Below are 16,819 nucleotides of genomic sequence, written 5' to 3' on the forward strand. Positions count from 1 at the left end.
GCTATTCCCCTTTCTCTTAAATCACATTACTTTTATGATAGAGCATGATTGTAATTGGATCGTCAATGAATTGTTAAGGGAATGTAAAAGTTTCGTTTCAAGTAAAAAAAGAGCGCGGCATAGGATGCCAACGCTCTTAGTCTGTTCTATTTATTATTTTTTACCTAATAAGTCTGCTGGCAAGAATTTCAAATCACGAACTTGTTTACCTTGGAATTCTTTGCTTGTGATGTAAGCGATGAATGCCTTAGCAGGATCTTTCGCTTCACCTTTCGTGTACATATGCTCAACACCAAACAATTTGTAAGTGCCGTTTTTAATGTTTTCCTCAGAGAAAGCTACACCATCAATTTTCAATGCTTTTACAGTGTCATCTACATAAGGTGTATCTACATATCCAATGGAGCTGGACTGACCAGCAACAGCCGTTTTCATTGCACCGCTGTTTTCTTGTGTAATACCGTCTTTCGTGAATTCTTTGCCATCAAGAATGATTTGTTTAACTAACGTACGGGAACCTGAGCTGTCTGGACGGTGAACAAGAACGATTTTCGCGTCATTGCCGCCAACTTCTTTCCAGTTCGTAACTTTACCCATGTAAATGTCTGCTGCTTGTTGTTTTGTAACATTATCAACTTTAACATCTTTGTTTACGATCAATGCGAATGGAGCAATCGCTACTTGGTGATCAACAAGACCTTTATCTTTATATTCAGCAGCTGGCTCAACGTCGGAGTTACCGATGTCTGAAGTACCGTCCGCTACGTTTTTAATTCCTGTGCCTGATCCGCCTGCAGTAACGTTGATCGTTACCTTTGGATTTTTTTCCATAAACTCAGTAGCTGCTTGTTTAACTAATGGAAGAAGCGCGCTTGAACCTGAAGCAGTAACCGTACCGCTTAGTTCTGTTTTTGTTGGAGCAGCAGAAGCAGCTGCACTAGCAGCAGGTGTTGGAGAAGCAGCATTTTTAGTATCTGTTTTTGCGCCGCAACCAACCAATGACCCCATCATTAATACCGCGGAAAGTGTGAATGTAATTCCTTTTTTCGACATGAACTTAAACATAGTTAGCATGTCCTCCTTTGATTTGTATGTTACTTGTTATGTTAGTCTCGATTCCACTTTGTTGTCTGTCGAACTAACTTACTTCCCTATCGTAACAACCGAATGTAAAATCCAAACCCACGAAACGTAAACGTAATGTAAAACTTTTAATTCTTCTTTCATTCGTTAAAAATTTGGGTAAATTTACATTTCTTTAACATAGTTAGATGCTTTAGTTAATAGAAGCAACCTATATTAATAAGTATCAATACGAAAACAGTCGAATATTGTCAAGTAATATATAGGAGGAATGACTTATGAAGAAGATCAAAATCAATATGACCATGCGATTAAAATTAATTGCCAGTTTCAGCGGAGTGCTTCTCATTTTCCTTGCCGTTGCTTTGTTTAATCTGAATCAAGTGAATCAAATCAAGAGACATATGACGGACCAGAACGAAAAAGTCGAACTTAAGGTGCTAGCGCTAGAGCTTAAAAATATGGTACAGGAAATGAACATCATTGCCTCAGGGCTGGAGATTTCCAAGAAACCGGAATACATCGCAAAATACAATGAAAAGCGAAAGCCTTACAACGATTTCATTCAAAAGATTGGCGATACGGCTTCAACTGCTGATCAAAAGAAGTGGCGAAGCCAATTAATTCAATTATCTGTTGATTACATAACTAACTTCGATTCTGCCAGCAAAATGGTCCAGGATCCTAACTTGAAGCCGACGGATCTGCAAATTAACCTCCTTTACCTATATAATGAGTCTCAGGAATTGAAGGATAAGATTTTTGAACTTGTTGATAAATTCTATATCACCTATGCTGAGGCTGCCGAACAAGCAATAGCCAACTCAACGAAAGCACTTAATGAAAGCAGTAGAGTCATGTTGATTGCATTCGCAATTGTCGTTATTGTAACCATTATTATCGCTTTTCTAATCATTAGCTCCTTCACAAGGCCTATCAAAATTTTACAAAATGCCGTGTCGCTTATTGCCGCAGGAGATTTGTCCCATACGATAAATTCTACATCCAGAGATGAGTTAGGTAAGCTAAGTAACAGTTTTGACCATATGATCATTCAAGTTCGCAAGATGCTGAATGCTACGATGCAGATTGCATCGTCACTATCCGAGCACTCCCATGAGTTTCACCGCTTTTCTAAGCTTACGGCATCGGCCAACACAGATATCTTGAAGGCAATTACAGAGATATCGACCGGTGCTGATGAGCAAGCCATGAAAACGGAGCAAAGCTCGATGATCATTGCAGAACTGGAAGCGGAGATTCGTGAAATTACCGCTTATACATATGAAATGAAGCGCACTAGCGAAGAGGCTGCGTCTGGTACATTACAAGGGACAGCATCCGTAAGAGCACTGAAATCATCGTCAGATCAGTCCCAGGCTGTCCTGCAGAAGGTCGATACTGCCATGATGTCCTTGTCTGACAGCTCCAAGCAAATTGGCGCTATTATTCATTCGATCACGGAGATTTCTACACAGACGAACGTGCTTGCCTTGAACGCAGCGATTGAAGCGGCCAGAGCCGGCGCACACGGCCGCGGCTTCTCTGTGATTGCGGATGAAGTTCGTCAGCTTTCACAGCAGACGAATGATTCCTCCAAGACAATCGGCGGCATTATTCAAGCGCTTCAGAAGCAAATCAAAGAATTACAGAGCTCACTGATCGAAGCTCGCGAATCTGCAGTTGCACAAAACCATCGGGTAGCAGACACACTCGGTTCTTTCGAAGGCATCGAACAATCGATGAAGGGTATTATCGGGCAAATTGAACAAATCCATGTAAAAATTGAACACGTACAATCCAAGAATGACAGATTAGTAAATTCCGTTCAGTTCGTAGCAGCCATCGCGCAAGAAACAGCTGCTGGTGTCGAGGAAGTAAGCTCAACCTCGATTCAGCAAGATGCATCCATCCGCCGTATTGCTGAAGAGTCAGATGATATCCTTGTTCTTTCTCAGCAGTTATTCGCTGAGATTAGCAAATTCCAGATTGGTGAGACTGCTATGGAAAATCATCAGGAAATATTTGATGCTCAATCGGAGCCAGTTCATGCCAGGATTGAAGTGCAATCCGAGGTTTTTGAAGATAATCAATATGGCCATACCCAACATAATGAGCTTATAGCGGATACAAATGAAAGTTTGACACCAAATAACAGCAATGCCTTTCCTTCTCAAACTGAAATGGAATTATTTGAAAAAGAGAAAGATAAGTCATCGACAGAAAAACCACAGAACGACCTGAACAAAGGTGAATCTACGAAAGAAAACAAAGAGCCTGCTCTCGCAGGAAAATAATAGTTAGCATAAAAATCCCTCTACTCCTCCTAATCGGAAGTGTAGAGGGATTTTAAATTTCTAGTAATACGACAAAAGCGAACCTAACGCACTCTAAGGCGAGATTGGCGGCGTAACCGTTAGCTGCAGCAAGATGATTTAATCACAGCCTGCGGTTTTGGTACTGCTGAACAGCAAACACTAATTTCTACTTGTTTGCTTACTAGCTCTTGACTAGCTTCAGGTCTGCAACATTCTTGGCTCCCGATACCGCAAACACCCGTTTCCGGCAGTTCCAGCTCAACTCGTTCAGCTGCTGCCAGATCCCCGACAAGAGCAGCTACGACGGATCTCACTTGTTCATATCCTGTTGTCATTAGGAATGTTGGTGCTCTTCCATAACTTTTGGAACCAACAATGTAGAAATCCTTTTCAGGTTGGCGCAGCTCCTTCTCGCCATGCGGTCTTACCGTACCGCAACTATGAACATTTGGATCGATCAATGGCGCTAACTCCATAACACTCTCCAATGTTGGGTCGGCAATCACTCTAACTTCTCGTAAAAAAGACAAATCTGGACGAGATCCCGTATTCGACACGATTTCATCGACTGCATCTAGATGAACCAATAAACCGTTTAAAGAGCCAATCACAACCATTTTATCTTTTTCCTGTTTCAATTCTTGAATGTGGAATGACGTCAGAACCTTAACTTTTCCTGAATCAACTAGCTTTTGAATACGCGTACCAAGTTCTCCTCTTGCAGGAAGTTGATCCTGCTCCTGACCGCCATAAACATCATCTAGCCTAGATTTCCTTAAAATCCAAACGATTTCTGTACTTTGAACTTGATCCTTCAGTTTACCTAATTCTAATAAGGTATTGATTGCAGAGTGACCACTCCCGACAACAATAACTTTTTTGCCGCTATATCGTTCCTTATGCTTACCCAGAACATCAGGCATTCCATAGTAAATTTGCTTATTTAAAGCCTGCTCTTCTGTCGTCCATATCCCTTCTGATAGTATGGGATTCGGGTTCGACCAGGTACCGGATGCATCAATAACAGCCTTAGCCTCAATAAGGATTCGTTCCCCATTTTTCTCAACATGCAGGACAAACGGAAGATCTTTACGGCCATGTGTTTTCACTTTGCTCAGACCTTTACGGCTAACAGCAATAACTTTGGTATTTAAGTATAGATAAGGTTTGATTTCAGGCAATTCAGCAAAAGGATTGAAGTATTTATCAATCATCTCTTGACCTGAAGGGATTCCTAAAGAATTCGGAGCTTGCCAACCATGAGAAATAAGCAATTGCTTAGCAGCTTTATCAATATTGTATGCCCAAGAGGAAAACATGCGAACTTGAGCCCAACTGCGTACATTAGCCCCCACTTCTTCCCCCGCCTCAAACAAAACAAAAGGTTCTTCTCTCATAACTAGCTGTGCTGCCGCGGCAAGGCCAACAGGCCCTGCACCTATGATAGCCACCGGTAACTTATTATTATTCATTGCATATACCTCCCTCTCAATATCATGCTATACACTGCTTAATCAAATTAAATTGATTTATTAATCAAAAAAAATTGATGTTAAAAATAAAAAAAATTAAGAACGAGTAGGTCTAAATATGCAGCAAAGATCAGCTGAGAGTAATCCGTTTACTTCAGAGTTGTTTATCTCGTAGTAACTCCAAGTACCAATAATCTCTTTGGTGATTAATTTCGCGTCCAAAAGAATCTTCAAATGATAAGACAGTTTAGACTGGGCCATATCAAAGATATCACAAAGGTCACATACGCAGGTTTTTCCGCGCTGTGTTAACTCATACATGATCTGTAGTCTTTTGTGATCAGCTAGTGCTTTAAATTTTGCTTCATACGTTTCAAAAAAAGAATCATCAGGTGTGGAATTTGTATGTATCGTTTGTAATGGAATGATTGTTTTCACTTATTTCACCCGCTTCATTAATCAATTATTTTTGATTTATTAACAATATATAGCATTACAAGTTAAAAAGCAATTACTTAATCAATTAATTTTGATTAAGTAATTGCTTATAGATTAAACGCCTTTATTAAAAGAGCTTCAGCAAAAAAAAGATTTGCCGAAGCCTTTTTTCCACTCCCATGTACGCCGATTATAACTTCACTCGCTGCAAACGTAAGGCGTTTAACACAACGGATACCGAGCTTAGTGCCATAGCAGCACCGGCTACCCAGGGTGCTAATAGGCCAAGTGCCGCAATCGGAATCCCGAGCGTATTGTAACCGAGCGCCCAAAACAGGTTTTGTTTAATATTCGTCATCGTTTTACGGCTCATATAAATAGCATCTGTAATGCTTGTAAGTTCTCCGCGCATCAGTGTCACATCTGCTGCTTCCATCGCAATGTCAGCGCCGGTGCCAATAGCTATGCCGACGTCTGCAGTCGCAAGAGCAGGAGCATCGTTGATGCCATCGCCAACCATCGCCACTATTTTTCCTTGCCCTTGAAGCTTCTTCACTTCCTCAGCTTTACCTTCCGGAAGCACTTCAGCAAGAACATGATCAATACCAACTTGCTGCGCGATAGCATGCGCCGTCCGATTGTTGTCACCTGTCATCATAATGACTTCGATGCCCATTTGTTTTAAACGAGAGACCGCTTCTTTCGATGTGTCTTTGATCGTATCCGCTACGGCTACCATACCTGCGTACTTGTTATCTACCGCTACGAGCATAGCAGTTTTACCTTCGGATTCGAGCTTTTCCATAGTCGTATCTGCTTTTCCAAAGTCGATGGTTTCACGCTGCATGAGCTTACGGGTTCCAACCAGCACTTCCTTGCCTTCTACAATGGCTCGAATGCCGTAGCCGGGAATGGCTTCAAACTGCTCAGTAGCGGTGAGTAGGATACCCTTAGCAACAATCCCATCAACAATTGCCTCAGCAAGCGGGTGCTCTGATTGTTTTTCGGCAGAGCCGATTAATCTAAGGATTGTATCTTCTTCATCCATGTTTTCAATATGAACGTCTGTAAGTTCCGGTTTGCCTTTCGTTACCGTACCCGTTTTATCAAGCACGATGGTTTGCACTTTTTGCATCGATTCTAAATGTTCCCCGCCCTTAAATAGGATGCCGAATTCCGCCGCGCGACCGGATCCGGCCATAATCGATGTTGGTGTTGCAAGACCTAAAGCACAAGGGCAAGCAATGACAAGGACAGCAATAGCCTTTTCCAGCGCAGTTGCAAACTCACCAGAAGCAACCCAGATATACCAAATCAGAAAGGTTACAACAGCAATTCCTACAACAATTGGGACAAAAATACCGGAAATCACGTCAGCGATACGCTGAATAGGCGCTTTAGAGCCTTGGGCTTCTTCTACAACTTTGATAATTTGAGCGAGAGCTGTCTCTTTTCCAACACGGGTTGCTTTTATTTTTAAGCTGCCGTTTTTATTAATTGTAGCGCCAATAACAGCGTCACTGGCTTTCTTCTCGACAGGGATACTTTCCCCAGTAAGCATGGATTCATCAACAGCGGACAAACCGTCTACAACTACACCGTCGACTGGGATCTTCTCACCCGGTTTTACAAGAACAATGTCCCCTATGACAACTTCTTCAACAGGAATAGCCATTTCTTCACCATTTCTAATGACTAATGCTGTTTTCGCTTGGAGCCCCATCAATTTCTTGATGGCTTCAGAAGTTCTCCCTTTTGCCAACACTTCAAATAACTTCCCTAAGATAATCAAAGTAATAAGAATTGCGCTTGTTTCGTAATACATATCCGGCGCATGACGGTGGACATCTGTAGAAACTGCCCACTGAAGTGTTAGATATAAACTATAGAAGTACGCGGCTGATGTTCCGAGAGAAACAAGCACATCCATATTGGCGCTTTTATTACGAAGGGCTTTGTATGCCCCTACATAAAATTGACGACCGATAATAAACTGTACCGGTGTGGCCAGCACAAGCTGTACCCAAGGATTCATCAAGAACTCCGGCAAGTAAATCCACGATGTAAATGTAAAGTGGCTCACCATTGCCCACAGAAGCGGAAACGAAAGGATTGCCGATACAGCTAACTGATTTTTTTTGCGGCGTATCTCTTTTTGCTTATAATCGCCTGCAGTTGCTTCTTCCTCTTTAAGAATCGCCTTGTATCCCAGCTGATCTACTTTGTTAACCATTTCGGTTACCGAAACTTCGGCCGTGCTAAACTCAACATGAGCAGTTTCTAATGCAAGGTTTACAACTGCCTTGCTAACACCTGGCATTTTATTTAATCCTTTTTCAATACGTGTGGCGCACGCTGCGCATGTCATACCAACGATATTAAAATCTACTGCATCCTTTACGGTGCTGTAACCCAGATCCAGTACTTTTTCTTCTATGGCAGATACGCTGATTTGAGTCGGATTATAAATCACAGATGCCTTCTCGAGGGCAAAATTTACATTGGCATCTGAAACACCTTCTAATTTTTTCAAGCCTTTTTCGATCCGGTTCGCGCATGCCGCACAAGTCATGCCAGCAATTTGCAGACTTGCCTGTTGCTGCTCTAATTGTTTCGCCATTTCATTTCCCCCTCGCTACAAATACCCCTATGGGGTATATTTTTTTGAAAAAAAATAAGTGTTACACTTGAGCCGCATGCAGCGGCTCATTTATCATTATTTCACGACGTCATAACCTTGATCTTCAATAGCTTCTTTAATAGCGTCCAAAGAAACTTTAGACGCATCGAAATCTACAGTAACGGAACCACCGCTCAAATCAACTTTGCCGGAAGCTCCAAGTTTCTTAACTGCGCCTTCAACGGAGTTTACACAATGACCGCAGGACATACCTTCAACTTTAAGAGTAACTGTTTGCATATCTAATCTCTCCTTTATTATTTCATTAATTTATTCATGGTAATCATGAGTTCTTTGATAACCTCATTATCGCCTTCTTGAATGCGTTCGATCACACAGCTGTTTAGATGATGCTCGAGAAGCAGTTTCCCAACACCGTTTAAAGCTGATTGAACCGCGGCGATTTGATTTAACACATCGTCACAATACGTATCCTTCTCAATAAGACCTTTCACACCGCGAATTTGTCCTTCGATGCGATTGAGCCTAGAAATCAAATTGTTTTTTGTTTTATCAGAATGATGACTTTTTCGAGCACTGCCCGAATGGCAGCTGTCCTCATGTAATTCTTGTTTATCATGTTGTTCCATTAACATTACCTCCTCACATTTTGAATATACCATACCCCCATACCCTATATCAAGCCTAATGTTACATTTACACAGATAAAAAATAATGTGGGGCTTCCCTCAGCCATTTTCACGGCTTTTGGGATAGCCCCATACTTTTTGAAGACATACATTCATGCAGCCTAATGCACAAACCGACCTTCCTCCGGAATCGCTATCTTCTCGAAATCCTCCGCCAGACGGCCTAATTCGCGACTGAGTTCTTCACCGTTCATCGGTTTTCCATGTCCCGTTAGCGCTAAAGATGGATGTAAATCTCGAAGCTTTCTAACCGAATCGCCGGCTGCTTGCCAGTCTGTCGTGAAATACTTGGGCGGTCCGCTTATTTCTTGTTCTTGCGTGAACACCTTGTAAAGCGACTCCTGCTTAACGGTAACGAAGGCATCTCCTGCTATTAATGAACCATCTTTGGCGCGAAAAAGAGAAATGTGTCCTGGTGTGTGTCCCGGCGTATGAATCCATTGCCATCCCATCAATCCAGGAACGATACCCTTAGCGGGCAAAGGATGTACATGATTACCTATGTCAATACCGTGGTTTGGAAATAGTGGCGATAGCTCGCTTACAAGCCCGCCATTTACCGTAGAATCCCCTTTTGGATAATTGGATTTCCCCGTCAAATAAGGGATTTCCAACTCATGCGCATATACCGGAACATCCCAGTACTCCAAAAGACTCTCAATGGCCCCGACATGGTCGAAATGTCCATGCGTCAAAATGATCGCCGTAGGCTTCTTATGTGCTCCAAAACGCTCCTCAGCGACACGAATGATCTCATCTGCCGATTGCGGCATACCAGCGTCAACTAAAAACCATTCTTTATCCTTGCTTGTTGGATTGCCAATGAAACAAATATTCACGATCTGAATGCAGTAACCATATATATCAATGGCTATCTCCTTGCCTTCACCGCTGGATAATGTAGTTAACGGGATATACGTATGCTCATATGTATGTTCTGTGGGCTCCATGGTAACCTCTCCTCATCATTGCAAATTCCATCTTACTATCCCCATTTCGCTGTTAAATTAATCCGTATTTCTCGATATCAAATGTATTTTTGAACAAAAAAAAGACCAGAGTCTTGCGACTCTTAGCCTAATTAGTCTTCATTGGTAATTGCTCTTATTTCGCAATCTCATCCGTCGCTTTAATGTTGCGCAAGATGCTCACTTCAACTCGTCGGTTCTTCGCTCTACCTTCTGTTGTATCATTTTGTGCAATCGGCCGGTATTCACCGAATCCGACTGAAGAGTAGGAAGCAGGCTCAATTTTACTGTTATTCAGAAGTATTTTCATAAAATTGACCGCACGCTTGGCGCTTAGATCCCAGTTCGTTTCAAAGTCAGCTCGGTGAATCGGGATATTATCCGTATGACCTGCGACTTGAACCTCATATCCTGGATAACTACCCAGCAGATTAGACATCGAAACAGCCAGCTTTTGTGATTCTTGTTTAATAGTAGCCGACCCTGAATCGAACAGTGCACGGTCACTAATCGTAATGGTCAGCTTCTCATTATCCAGCTTCGTGGTTAGCTGCTCACTCATGTTGTTTTCTTTAATGTAAGCATCCATGCTTTGCTTTAATTCTTTGAGATCCTTCTCTTCCTTCTGCAGCTTAGCAGCCAGCTGGCTGTCGGTTTTACTTTCTTCTTTCGTTGGCGGATTCTGGTTCTTGTTATTGTTTTTCGTAGAATTCGCCGCATCATCAATCGGAATCAAATTTGACATGGCGAAGGGCGCTTCCCCTCCGGTAAAGGCATTGTTCAAGGACCGCATAATCGAGTCGTATTTCTTAGAATCCAACTGACTGGATGCAAACAGAATGATAAAGAGGGCTAGAAGCAAGGTAAGCAAATCCGCATAGGGAATGAGCCAGGTTTCATCAATATGTTCTTCATGATCCTCATGCTTCTTCTTTTTACTCACTGTGGAGCGGCCTCCTTCGAATCTTCGTCATACGACGCACGTTCATTGTTGGCAACGAAGATCATCATTTTTTGCTTCACGGAATTGGCGGATACACCGGATTGAATGGAGAGCAACCCTTCTACGATCATTAGCTTAATTTCAACTTCTTTCTTAGACTTCTGCTTCAGCTTATTAGCGAATGGGTGAAAAATAACATATCCAAGGAAAATCCCGAACATCGTTGCAACGAATGCCGCTGAAATCAGATGGCCTAGTTTCTCTACTTCACTCAAATTACCAAGAGCTGCGATGAGTCCAACAACCGCGCCAAGTACGCCGAGTGTCGGTGCATATGTACCAGCTTGCGTAAAAATACCTGCAAATTTCTTATGTCTTGATTCCATTTCAGCAATATCTTCGAGCAATACGTCACGTACAAAATCTGCGTCATTCCCATCAATAATAAGGCGCATGCCGCTTTTCATAAAAGGGTCTGACAGCTCTTCTGCTTGCTTCTCCAAGGAAAGTAAGCCTTCACGGCGTGTAATGGACACCCAATCGATGAATGTCTCAATCAGCTCTTTTTTAGGCATTAATTTCTGTTCGGTAAAGATAATTTTCAATAAGGTCGGAATCTTCTTTATTTCATCCATTGAAAAAGCGATAAATAAGGCCGATGCTGTACCGCCGAAAATAATTAAGGCAGCTGCAGGATTCAACAGTGCTACCAGGCTTGCCCCTTTCAATACCATACCCACACCAATGGATATAAAAGCTAAAACGATTCCGATTAGTGATGACTTCTCCATATTCAAGGCACCTCTCCCTATGATCTAATTTTCATGAGTTGTCAAGCTTCCTAAGGATCTCAACAAGCATGCCAACGTTTCCTGTTCTTCCCCCAGTTTAGAAAAAAAACGGCGATCGGCTTGCTCGACAATGTCTAAGGCCTTGGATATCAAACTCTCTCCAGCTGGAGTTAAAGTGATTGACTTGGCTCTAGTGTCCGTTGGATGTTCCTTGCGAATGAGGAACCCTTTCTTTTCTAAGTTGCGAAGTACTTGTGAGGCCATCATGGGATCAATGTGCGCATGCATGGCAATTTGAACCTGTGTCACATCCCCAAAAGGGGACTGAGAATTTAACCACTCTGTGGTGGCTAGCAAAATAAATTGAACATGCGTAAGATCCAAATCATGCAGGGCATGACGAAGATTTTTTTGCCATAGATTCGTAACCTGCCAAAGATGAAATCCTGGGCTGTCATAAGGCTTTAAGTGTTCAAATGTCATTGACCCTCCAATATTTCAACAAGAAAGTTGTATATGTACATATAATAAGTTTATTTATTATTATACATCATTTTTTGTCGAAAACTAGGACTAAAGTCATGTTTTTTTTGTGAATATGCTAGCAATTTGACGAATACTAGCGTCCTTCTCTTACTTATTTTATACTTGAGGAGAACGAATTCCTGCTTGAACCGATATCAGTAGGAAGGAAACATGTTTCATAATACAATTTGGTATGACCAGGTATCCTTTTTGGAAACGATAGGAAAGAATGAAAGTCGCCATCTTACATACGAGGAGTGAATCATGTGGAGAATCGTTCGTTTGGTTCGACCGGCCAGCAATTTCCTGTCCTGAGCTTTGGCGCTCAGCGCATTGTCGACGAACACCAATGTACAGAAGAGGAAGCGATTCAAATTGTGAATCGTGCGATTGACGAAGGGATCACCTATTTCGATACAGCACCAAGCTACTCGGATGGACAATCCGAGGAACGACTTGGTAAAGCATTAGCACGCGATGGACGAAGGAATGATGTATGGATTGCTACCAAAACGCATGATCGAACAAGAGACGGTTCCTTGAAGCTGCTGGAAGCAAGTCTGAAGCGTCTGCAAACGGATCACGTTGAAGAATGGCGATTGCATAATATCATGACCATGGAGGAGCTCGATAAGTGCTTCGCCAAAGGCGGAGCGCTAGAAGCGCTTCTTGAGGCCAAGGAACAAGGGATCATCAAGCATATCTCGATCAGCGGTCACACGAACCCTAGAGTTCAGCTGGAAGCGATTGAACGATTCCCTTTTGACAGTGCACTTGTTGCTTTATCAGCAGCGGATCATCTCATCTATAGCTTCGCACATGAGTTTTTACCTAAAGCCAACGAGAAAGGTGTCGCTGTCATTGGCATGAAGGTTATGGCGCTCGGTAAGCTGGCTCCCTGGTACGAGAAAGCGCTCCAATATACGTTCTCGCTGCCAATATCTACGGCGATTGTCGGCATGGAATCCATGGCGCAGTTGGAACAAAATCTGGCCATTGCTAAAAGCTTCAAGCCAATGACTGAGCTTGAGCAGCTCGAGTTCCTCAAAGAAATTGCCCATCTTGCTACCCCCGATGTACTGCGTTGGAAAACAACCGATTGGGTATCCGGTGAATGGTACGTTCGTAACTAATGAGAAAACCTCTATCGAGGCCATTCAAAGATGAGCGACCGCGTTTAGAGGTAGGTTTTATCGCCAATAAGAAAACGGTTATCGTGAACCGAAAACTTATACTTTCTTATGTGGTTAAACAAGCCAGCAGTTAAGTGCCACGATTATCGGCACTAACCTGCTGGCTTTTTCAATTGAAAAGGATTGAGTTTTGTCACTCGCTTATTCTTCGAAGATGTGAGTCAGCAGTGCCCCTAACTCTTTGATTGCCTGCTCCTCTTGCTCGCCGTCCACTTCCAAAGTGACTTGGTCATTCTGTTGAATGCCAAGTGTGAGCATACTAAGCGAGCTTTTGCCATTGACCTTCTTATCGCCTTTGATCACATTCACTTTGCAAGGAAATGTGCCAACCTTCTGGACGAATACTTTCGTCGGACGGGCATGAAAACCAGATGGATTAAGGACAGTAAATGTTTGAGATATCATTTCAAGTCACTCCTTGTTCTCTGTTCTACGAATTGTTTAATTTGGGTCTGACTGCTCATGGATAAAATCTGCTCCGTGTAGCCTGCCCACTCCCTATGTGAAGTTTGTTTAATTAAAGCTCTCGCTGGCAAAATCGAGCTGGCACTCATGCTGAACTCATGGAGTCCCATGCCAAGGAGAATCGGTATAGCCGTTTCGTCACCAGCCATTTCTCCGCACATGCCAACCCATTTTCCTTCTTTTGCAGCTGCCTTAATAACCATTTGAATTAATCGTAATATAGCTGGATGGCAGGGTTGATATAAGTATGAAACGGTCTCGTTCATCCGATCAGCCGCCATCGTATATTGGATAAGATCATTCGTTCCAATACTGAAGAAATCGGCCTCTTTCGCCAAGAAATCCGCAGCTAGCGCTGCCGCCGGCACTTCAATCATAATACCGACCTCTATATTAGAGGACACGGCAATGCCTTCTTGAACTAGCTTCTCTTTCTCTTCTTGAAGCAATTGTTTGGCAGCCAGCAGCTCATCTACAACGGCAATCATTGGGAACATGATTTTCAATTGTCCATAACTGCTTGCTCTCAGAAGCGCCCTTAGCTGTGTACGAAACAGATCCTGCTTGCTCAGACATAAACGCACCGCGCGCAAGCCGAGGAATGGATTGCTTTCAACAGGGAGCTTCATATATGGGAGTTCTTTATCTCCACCTATATCGAGTGTTCGTATCACCACAGGCTTATTGTCCATTCGCTCCAACACATGCTTATAGACCTGGAATTGTTCTTCTTCACTAGGCATTGAGCTGCGCCCCATATAAAGGAATTCCGTCCTAAACAAACCGATACTTTCCGCCCCGTTAGCTAAAACCTTTTGCAAATCTTCCACACTGCCGATGTTGGCAGCCAATTCTACGCGGCGCCCGTCTGCTGAGATCGTAGGTTGATCCAACAGCTTCTGCAATTCGATTCTTCGTTGGTCGTATGCTGCTTTACGAGCTTTGTAGGTCTCCATCTCTTCATCGTTTGGAGCGATGAGTACGGCGCCCTCTACGGCATCCATAATAATCATTGTGCCTGTTTTGATTTCCGCGGCCGCTGCTCCTGCTCCAACAATAGCTGGGACCTCAAGCGAGCGAGCCATGATCGCCGAATGAGAAGTACGGCTGCCGATCTCCGTTACAAAGCCAAGCACATAATCGAGATTTAACTGCGCGGTATCGGACGGCGTCAAATCTTCCGCTATCAAAATGCACGGCTCGTTGATGGCCGCAATCGCCGCATAGGATAAACCTCGAAGCCGGCTCATGATCCGTCCGGTGACGTCACGCACGTCACTAGCGCGTTCCCGGAGCAGCTCGTTATCCATAGAGCTAAGCACTTCGATGAAGCTGCTCGCAACTTCATGCAGCTTTAATTCAGCATTCAAGCCTTCGTCTTCAATGCCCTCGATAATAGCATCGATATAATCGGGATCTTCCAAAAGCATCAAATGTGCTTCGAAAATTTCAGCTTTCGCTGCACCCATGCGCTGTTCAGTCAAATCTTTAATCTCTTCTAACTCTAGTTTCGCTTCTCCAACAGCTTTACGGAAACGTTCTACTTCTATAAGAGCGTCTGCCACCTTCTCACGGGCAGGTACGTAATGATCATTGTTTAACCGAAAAGCTTTCGCTATCGCAATGCCGGGGGAAGCAGCAATGCCAGTTAGTCGTTTTGTCATCATTTTAGCCAATTGGGAACTCCCCTTTCTCAAGATAGATCTGAATGTTGTAATTGTTCATATTGCGTTTTTATCATCTCATGAATCAGGTGATCTTCACCAATGGTCGTATACTTCGTTATTGTTTGAGCAACTCCGAGCTTTAGCAAATCAGCTTGAATCTCTACCGCTTCTGGATCTTCCTGATCTTTAAATAAGAAGGCAGCGGCCATTGCCATAGCTAAATAGGTCGGTTTCATCCCAAGCTCAAATGCTTGTAAAGCTGGACGAACTAAACGATCATTGCTCGATAACTTACGAATAGGCGATCTTCCTACCCGAGTAACCTCGTCAATCAAATGGGGGTTTATGAATCTGTTCAATATTTTATCGATATACTGCTCATGCTGAGCAAGATCGAAGCCGTGCTTTTTGATAAGCAGGGCGCCAGTCTCATGCATCACATGACGCACTAGCGAGGCGATTTGCGAGTTCGCCATCGCATCTTGAATCGTCGTAAAGCCATGTAAATATCCAAGATACGCAGCGCTGCAGTGCCCTGTATTGACCGTAAACAGCTTGCGCTCAATATACGGCTCCAAATGCTTCACATAATGGATACCCTCAATACGGTGGAAGCCCTCGAGCATTTGGGACTCGTCAACGACCCATTCATAGAATGGCTCAACCGTGACTTGCAGCGGGTCTTCATTATGTTGGATTGGAACAATCCGATCAACAGCAGCATCAGGAAATGCGATACTTCCGTCTACTTTAGCTCGCAGATCTTCACTTAGATGAACGTATACATGCTCTTTCAGCTGCGTACTTCCACCAATTGCATTCTCACAGGCAATGATGTGCAGCGGCGCCGCTCCGCGTTCGATCCGCATTTCAATCCCCTTGGCGATGCCAGCGGCAATATGTTTCAAAATGTTTACGCCTACTGCGGTTGTAACCAGATCAGCCTCAGCAACGGCCCTAGCTACATCCTCCAAGTTCTTCCCATTAATCGCTGTAACATTTGAAACCGTGAACGTGTCTTGCTCCTCATTAGCTAATCGTACGGTATATGACTTTCTCTCCTGAAGCAGCTCAACTAAGCTATCATTCACATCGGAGAAGATGACCTCATAACCGGCTTGAGACAAAATTAAACCAATGAACCCCCTGCCGATATTTCCTGCACCAAAATGGACAGCCCTCATGACGCCATCCCGCTTTCAAAAATTTTCACCATTTCTTCCGGCGTCGCCGCTTTCATGATCAGCTCCATGTTCTCATCTTCGGAACAAATCATCGCGACATTCGTTAAGATATCGAGATGATCATTACCCGCGGCTGCAATACCAATGACTAAGTTAGCTTTTTCGCCTTCACCGAAATCCACACCCTCCGGAATTTGTACGATCGACAATCCTGTCGATAAAATCAGTGATTTGGAATCCTGCGTACCGTGCGGGATAGCCAAACCATTCCCCATATAGGTGGATAAAGTTTGTTCTCGTTCCAGCATTTTATCGATGTAAGCAGCTGACACATGACCCGCTTCTACTAATAATTGACCTGCCATCCGAATGGCCTCGAATTTATCATTGGGCTTAGCGTTTAGTTTAATTTTATTCGTTGATAAGATTGTCATAGTTGTTT

Annotated in this window: 16 protein-coding genes; 2 read left to right on the forward strand and 14 right to left on the reverse strand. The window is 43.3% G+C overall.

The features are described from left to right. Positions 1-153: 153 nt before the first annotated feature. Positions 154-1,065 (reverse strand): phosphate ABC transporter substrate-binding protein, encoded by a 912-nt coding sequence (locus AC58U0_RS08465; protein WP_497378549.1) that lies wholly within the window; start codon positions 1,063-1,065, stop codon positions 154-156. Positions 1,066-1,361: 296 nt separating this feature from the next. On the opposite strand from AC58U0_RS08465, the gene AC58U0_RS08470 reads away from it, so the two are divergent. Further along, the gene (locus AC58U0_RS08470; protein ID WP_497378551.1) at positions 1,362-3,380 is read left to right on the forward strand and encodes a methyl-accepting chemotaxis protein; all 2,019 of its coding nucleotides are present in this window, start codon (positions 1,362-1,364) and stop codon (positions 3,378-3,380) included. A gap of 119 nt (positions 3,381-3,499) precedes the next feature. Here AC58U0_RS08470 and AC58U0_RS08475 read toward each other — a convergent pair whose 3' ends face one another. The 9 genes from AC58U0_RS08475 to AC58U0_RS08515 form a co-directional block, all read right to left on the reverse strand. Next, positions 3,500-4,873, reverse strand: a complete 1,374-nt coding sequence (locus AC58U0_RS08475; protein WP_497378552.1) for an NAD(P)-binding domain-containing protein — start codon at positions 4,871-4,873, stop codon at positions 3,500-3,502. A gap of 96 nt (positions 4,874-4,969) precedes the next feature. Continuing rightward, entirely contained in the window at positions 4,970-5,284 is a 315-nt protein-coding gene (locus tag AC58U0_RS08480) for an ArsR/SmtB family transcription factor (protein ID WP_497378844.1), read from the reverse strand. Positions 5,285-5,501: 217 nt separating this feature from the next. Beyond that, the gene (locus tag AC58U0_RS08485) at positions 5,502-7,931 is read right to left on the reverse strand and encodes a heavy metal translocating P-type ATPase (RefSeq protein WP_497378553.1); all 2,430 of its coding nucleotides are present in this window, start codon (positions 7,929-7,931) and stop codon (positions 5,502-5,504) included. Between the two features lie 96 nt (positions 7,932-8,027). Beyond that, complete coding sequence (gene copZ / locus AC58U0_RS08490; RefSeq protein WP_497378554.1) at positions 8,028-8,231, reverse strand: copper chaperone CopZ; 204 nt, start codon at positions 8,229-8,231, stop codon at positions 8,028-8,030. Between the two features lie 17 nt (positions 8,232-8,248). Further along, complete coding sequence (locus tag AC58U0_RS08495) at positions 8,249-8,581, reverse strand: metal-sensitive transcriptional regulator (RefSeq protein ID WP_235549480.1); 333 nt, start codon at positions 8,579-8,581, stop codon at positions 8,249-8,251. 161 nt (positions 8,582-8,742) lie between these two features. After that, positions 8,743-9,591 carry an MBL fold metallo-hydrolase gene (locus AC58U0_RS08500; protein ID WP_497378556.1) on the reverse strand — a complete coding sequence of 283 codons (849 nt, stop codon included), beginning with the start codon at positions 9,589-9,591 and terminating at the stop codon, positions 8,743-8,745. 154 nt (positions 9,592-9,745) lie between these two features. Then, positions 9,746-10,552 (reverse strand): flagellar motor protein MotB, encoded by an 807-nt coding sequence (gene motB / locus AC58U0_RS08505; protein ID WP_497312225.1) that lies wholly within the window; start codon positions 10,550-10,552, stop codon positions 9,746-9,748. After that, positions 10,549-11,343, reverse strand: a complete 795-nt coding sequence (gene motA / locus AC58U0_RS08510) for a flagellar motor stator protein MotA (RefSeq protein WP_497378557.1) — start codon at positions 11,341-11,343, stop codon at positions 10,549-10,551. Before motA ends, motB begins: the two co-directional genes overlap by 4 nt. 24 nt (positions 11,344-11,367) lie before the next feature. Then, complete coding sequence (locus AC58U0_RS08515) at positions 11,368-11,826, reverse strand: MarR family winged helix-turn-helix transcriptional regulator (protein WP_497378558.1); 459 nt, start codon at positions 11,824-11,826, stop codon at positions 11,368-11,370. 308 nt (positions 11,827-12,134) lie between these two features. On the opposite strand from AC58U0_RS08515, the gene AC58U0_RS08520 reads away from it, so the two are divergent. Continuing rightward, entirely contained in the window at positions 12,135-13,001 is an 867-nt protein-coding gene (locus tag AC58U0_RS08520) for an aldo/keto reductase (RefSeq protein WP_497378560.1), read from the forward strand. Positions 13,002-13,202: 201 nt separating this feature from the next. On the opposite strand, the gene AC58U0_RS08525 is transcribed toward AC58U0_RS08520, so the two are convergent. Genes AC58U0_RS08525 through AC58U0_RS08540 form a run of 4 tightly spaced genes read right to left on the reverse strand, consistent with a single transcriptional unit; the run spans position 13,203 to position 16,811 of the window. After that, entirely contained in the window at positions 13,203-13,466 is a 264-nt protein-coding gene (locus tag AC58U0_RS08525; protein WP_497378561.1) for an HPr family phosphocarrier protein, read from the reverse strand. Beyond that, positions 13,463-15,190, reverse strand: a complete 1,728-nt coding sequence (gene ptsP / locus AC58U0_RS08530; RefSeq protein WP_497378845.1) for a phosphoenolpyruvate--protein phosphotransferase — start codon at positions 15,188-15,190, stop codon at positions 13,463-13,465. The genes AC58U0_RS08525 and ptsP overlap by 4 nt, the downstream gene beginning before the upstream one ends. 29 nt (positions 15,191-15,219) lie before the next feature. Next, the gene (locus AC58U0_RS08535; protein WP_497378562.1) at positions 15,220-16,377 is read right to left on the reverse strand and encodes a mannitol-1-phosphate 5-dehydrogenase; all 1,158 of its coding nucleotides are present in this window, start codon (positions 16,375-16,377) and stop codon (positions 15,220-15,222) included. After that, positions 16,374-16,811, reverse strand: coding sequence for a PTS mannitol transporter subunit IIA (locus AC58U0_RS08540; RefSeq protein WP_497378563.1), 438 nt, complete (start codon positions 16,809-16,811; stop codon positions 16,374-16,376). Before AC58U0_RS08540 ends, AC58U0_RS08535 begins: the two co-directional genes overlap by 4 nt. Positions 16,812-16,819 lie beyond the last annotated feature (8 nt).

Source organism: Paenibacillus sp. J31P190 (assembly GCF_059692075.1).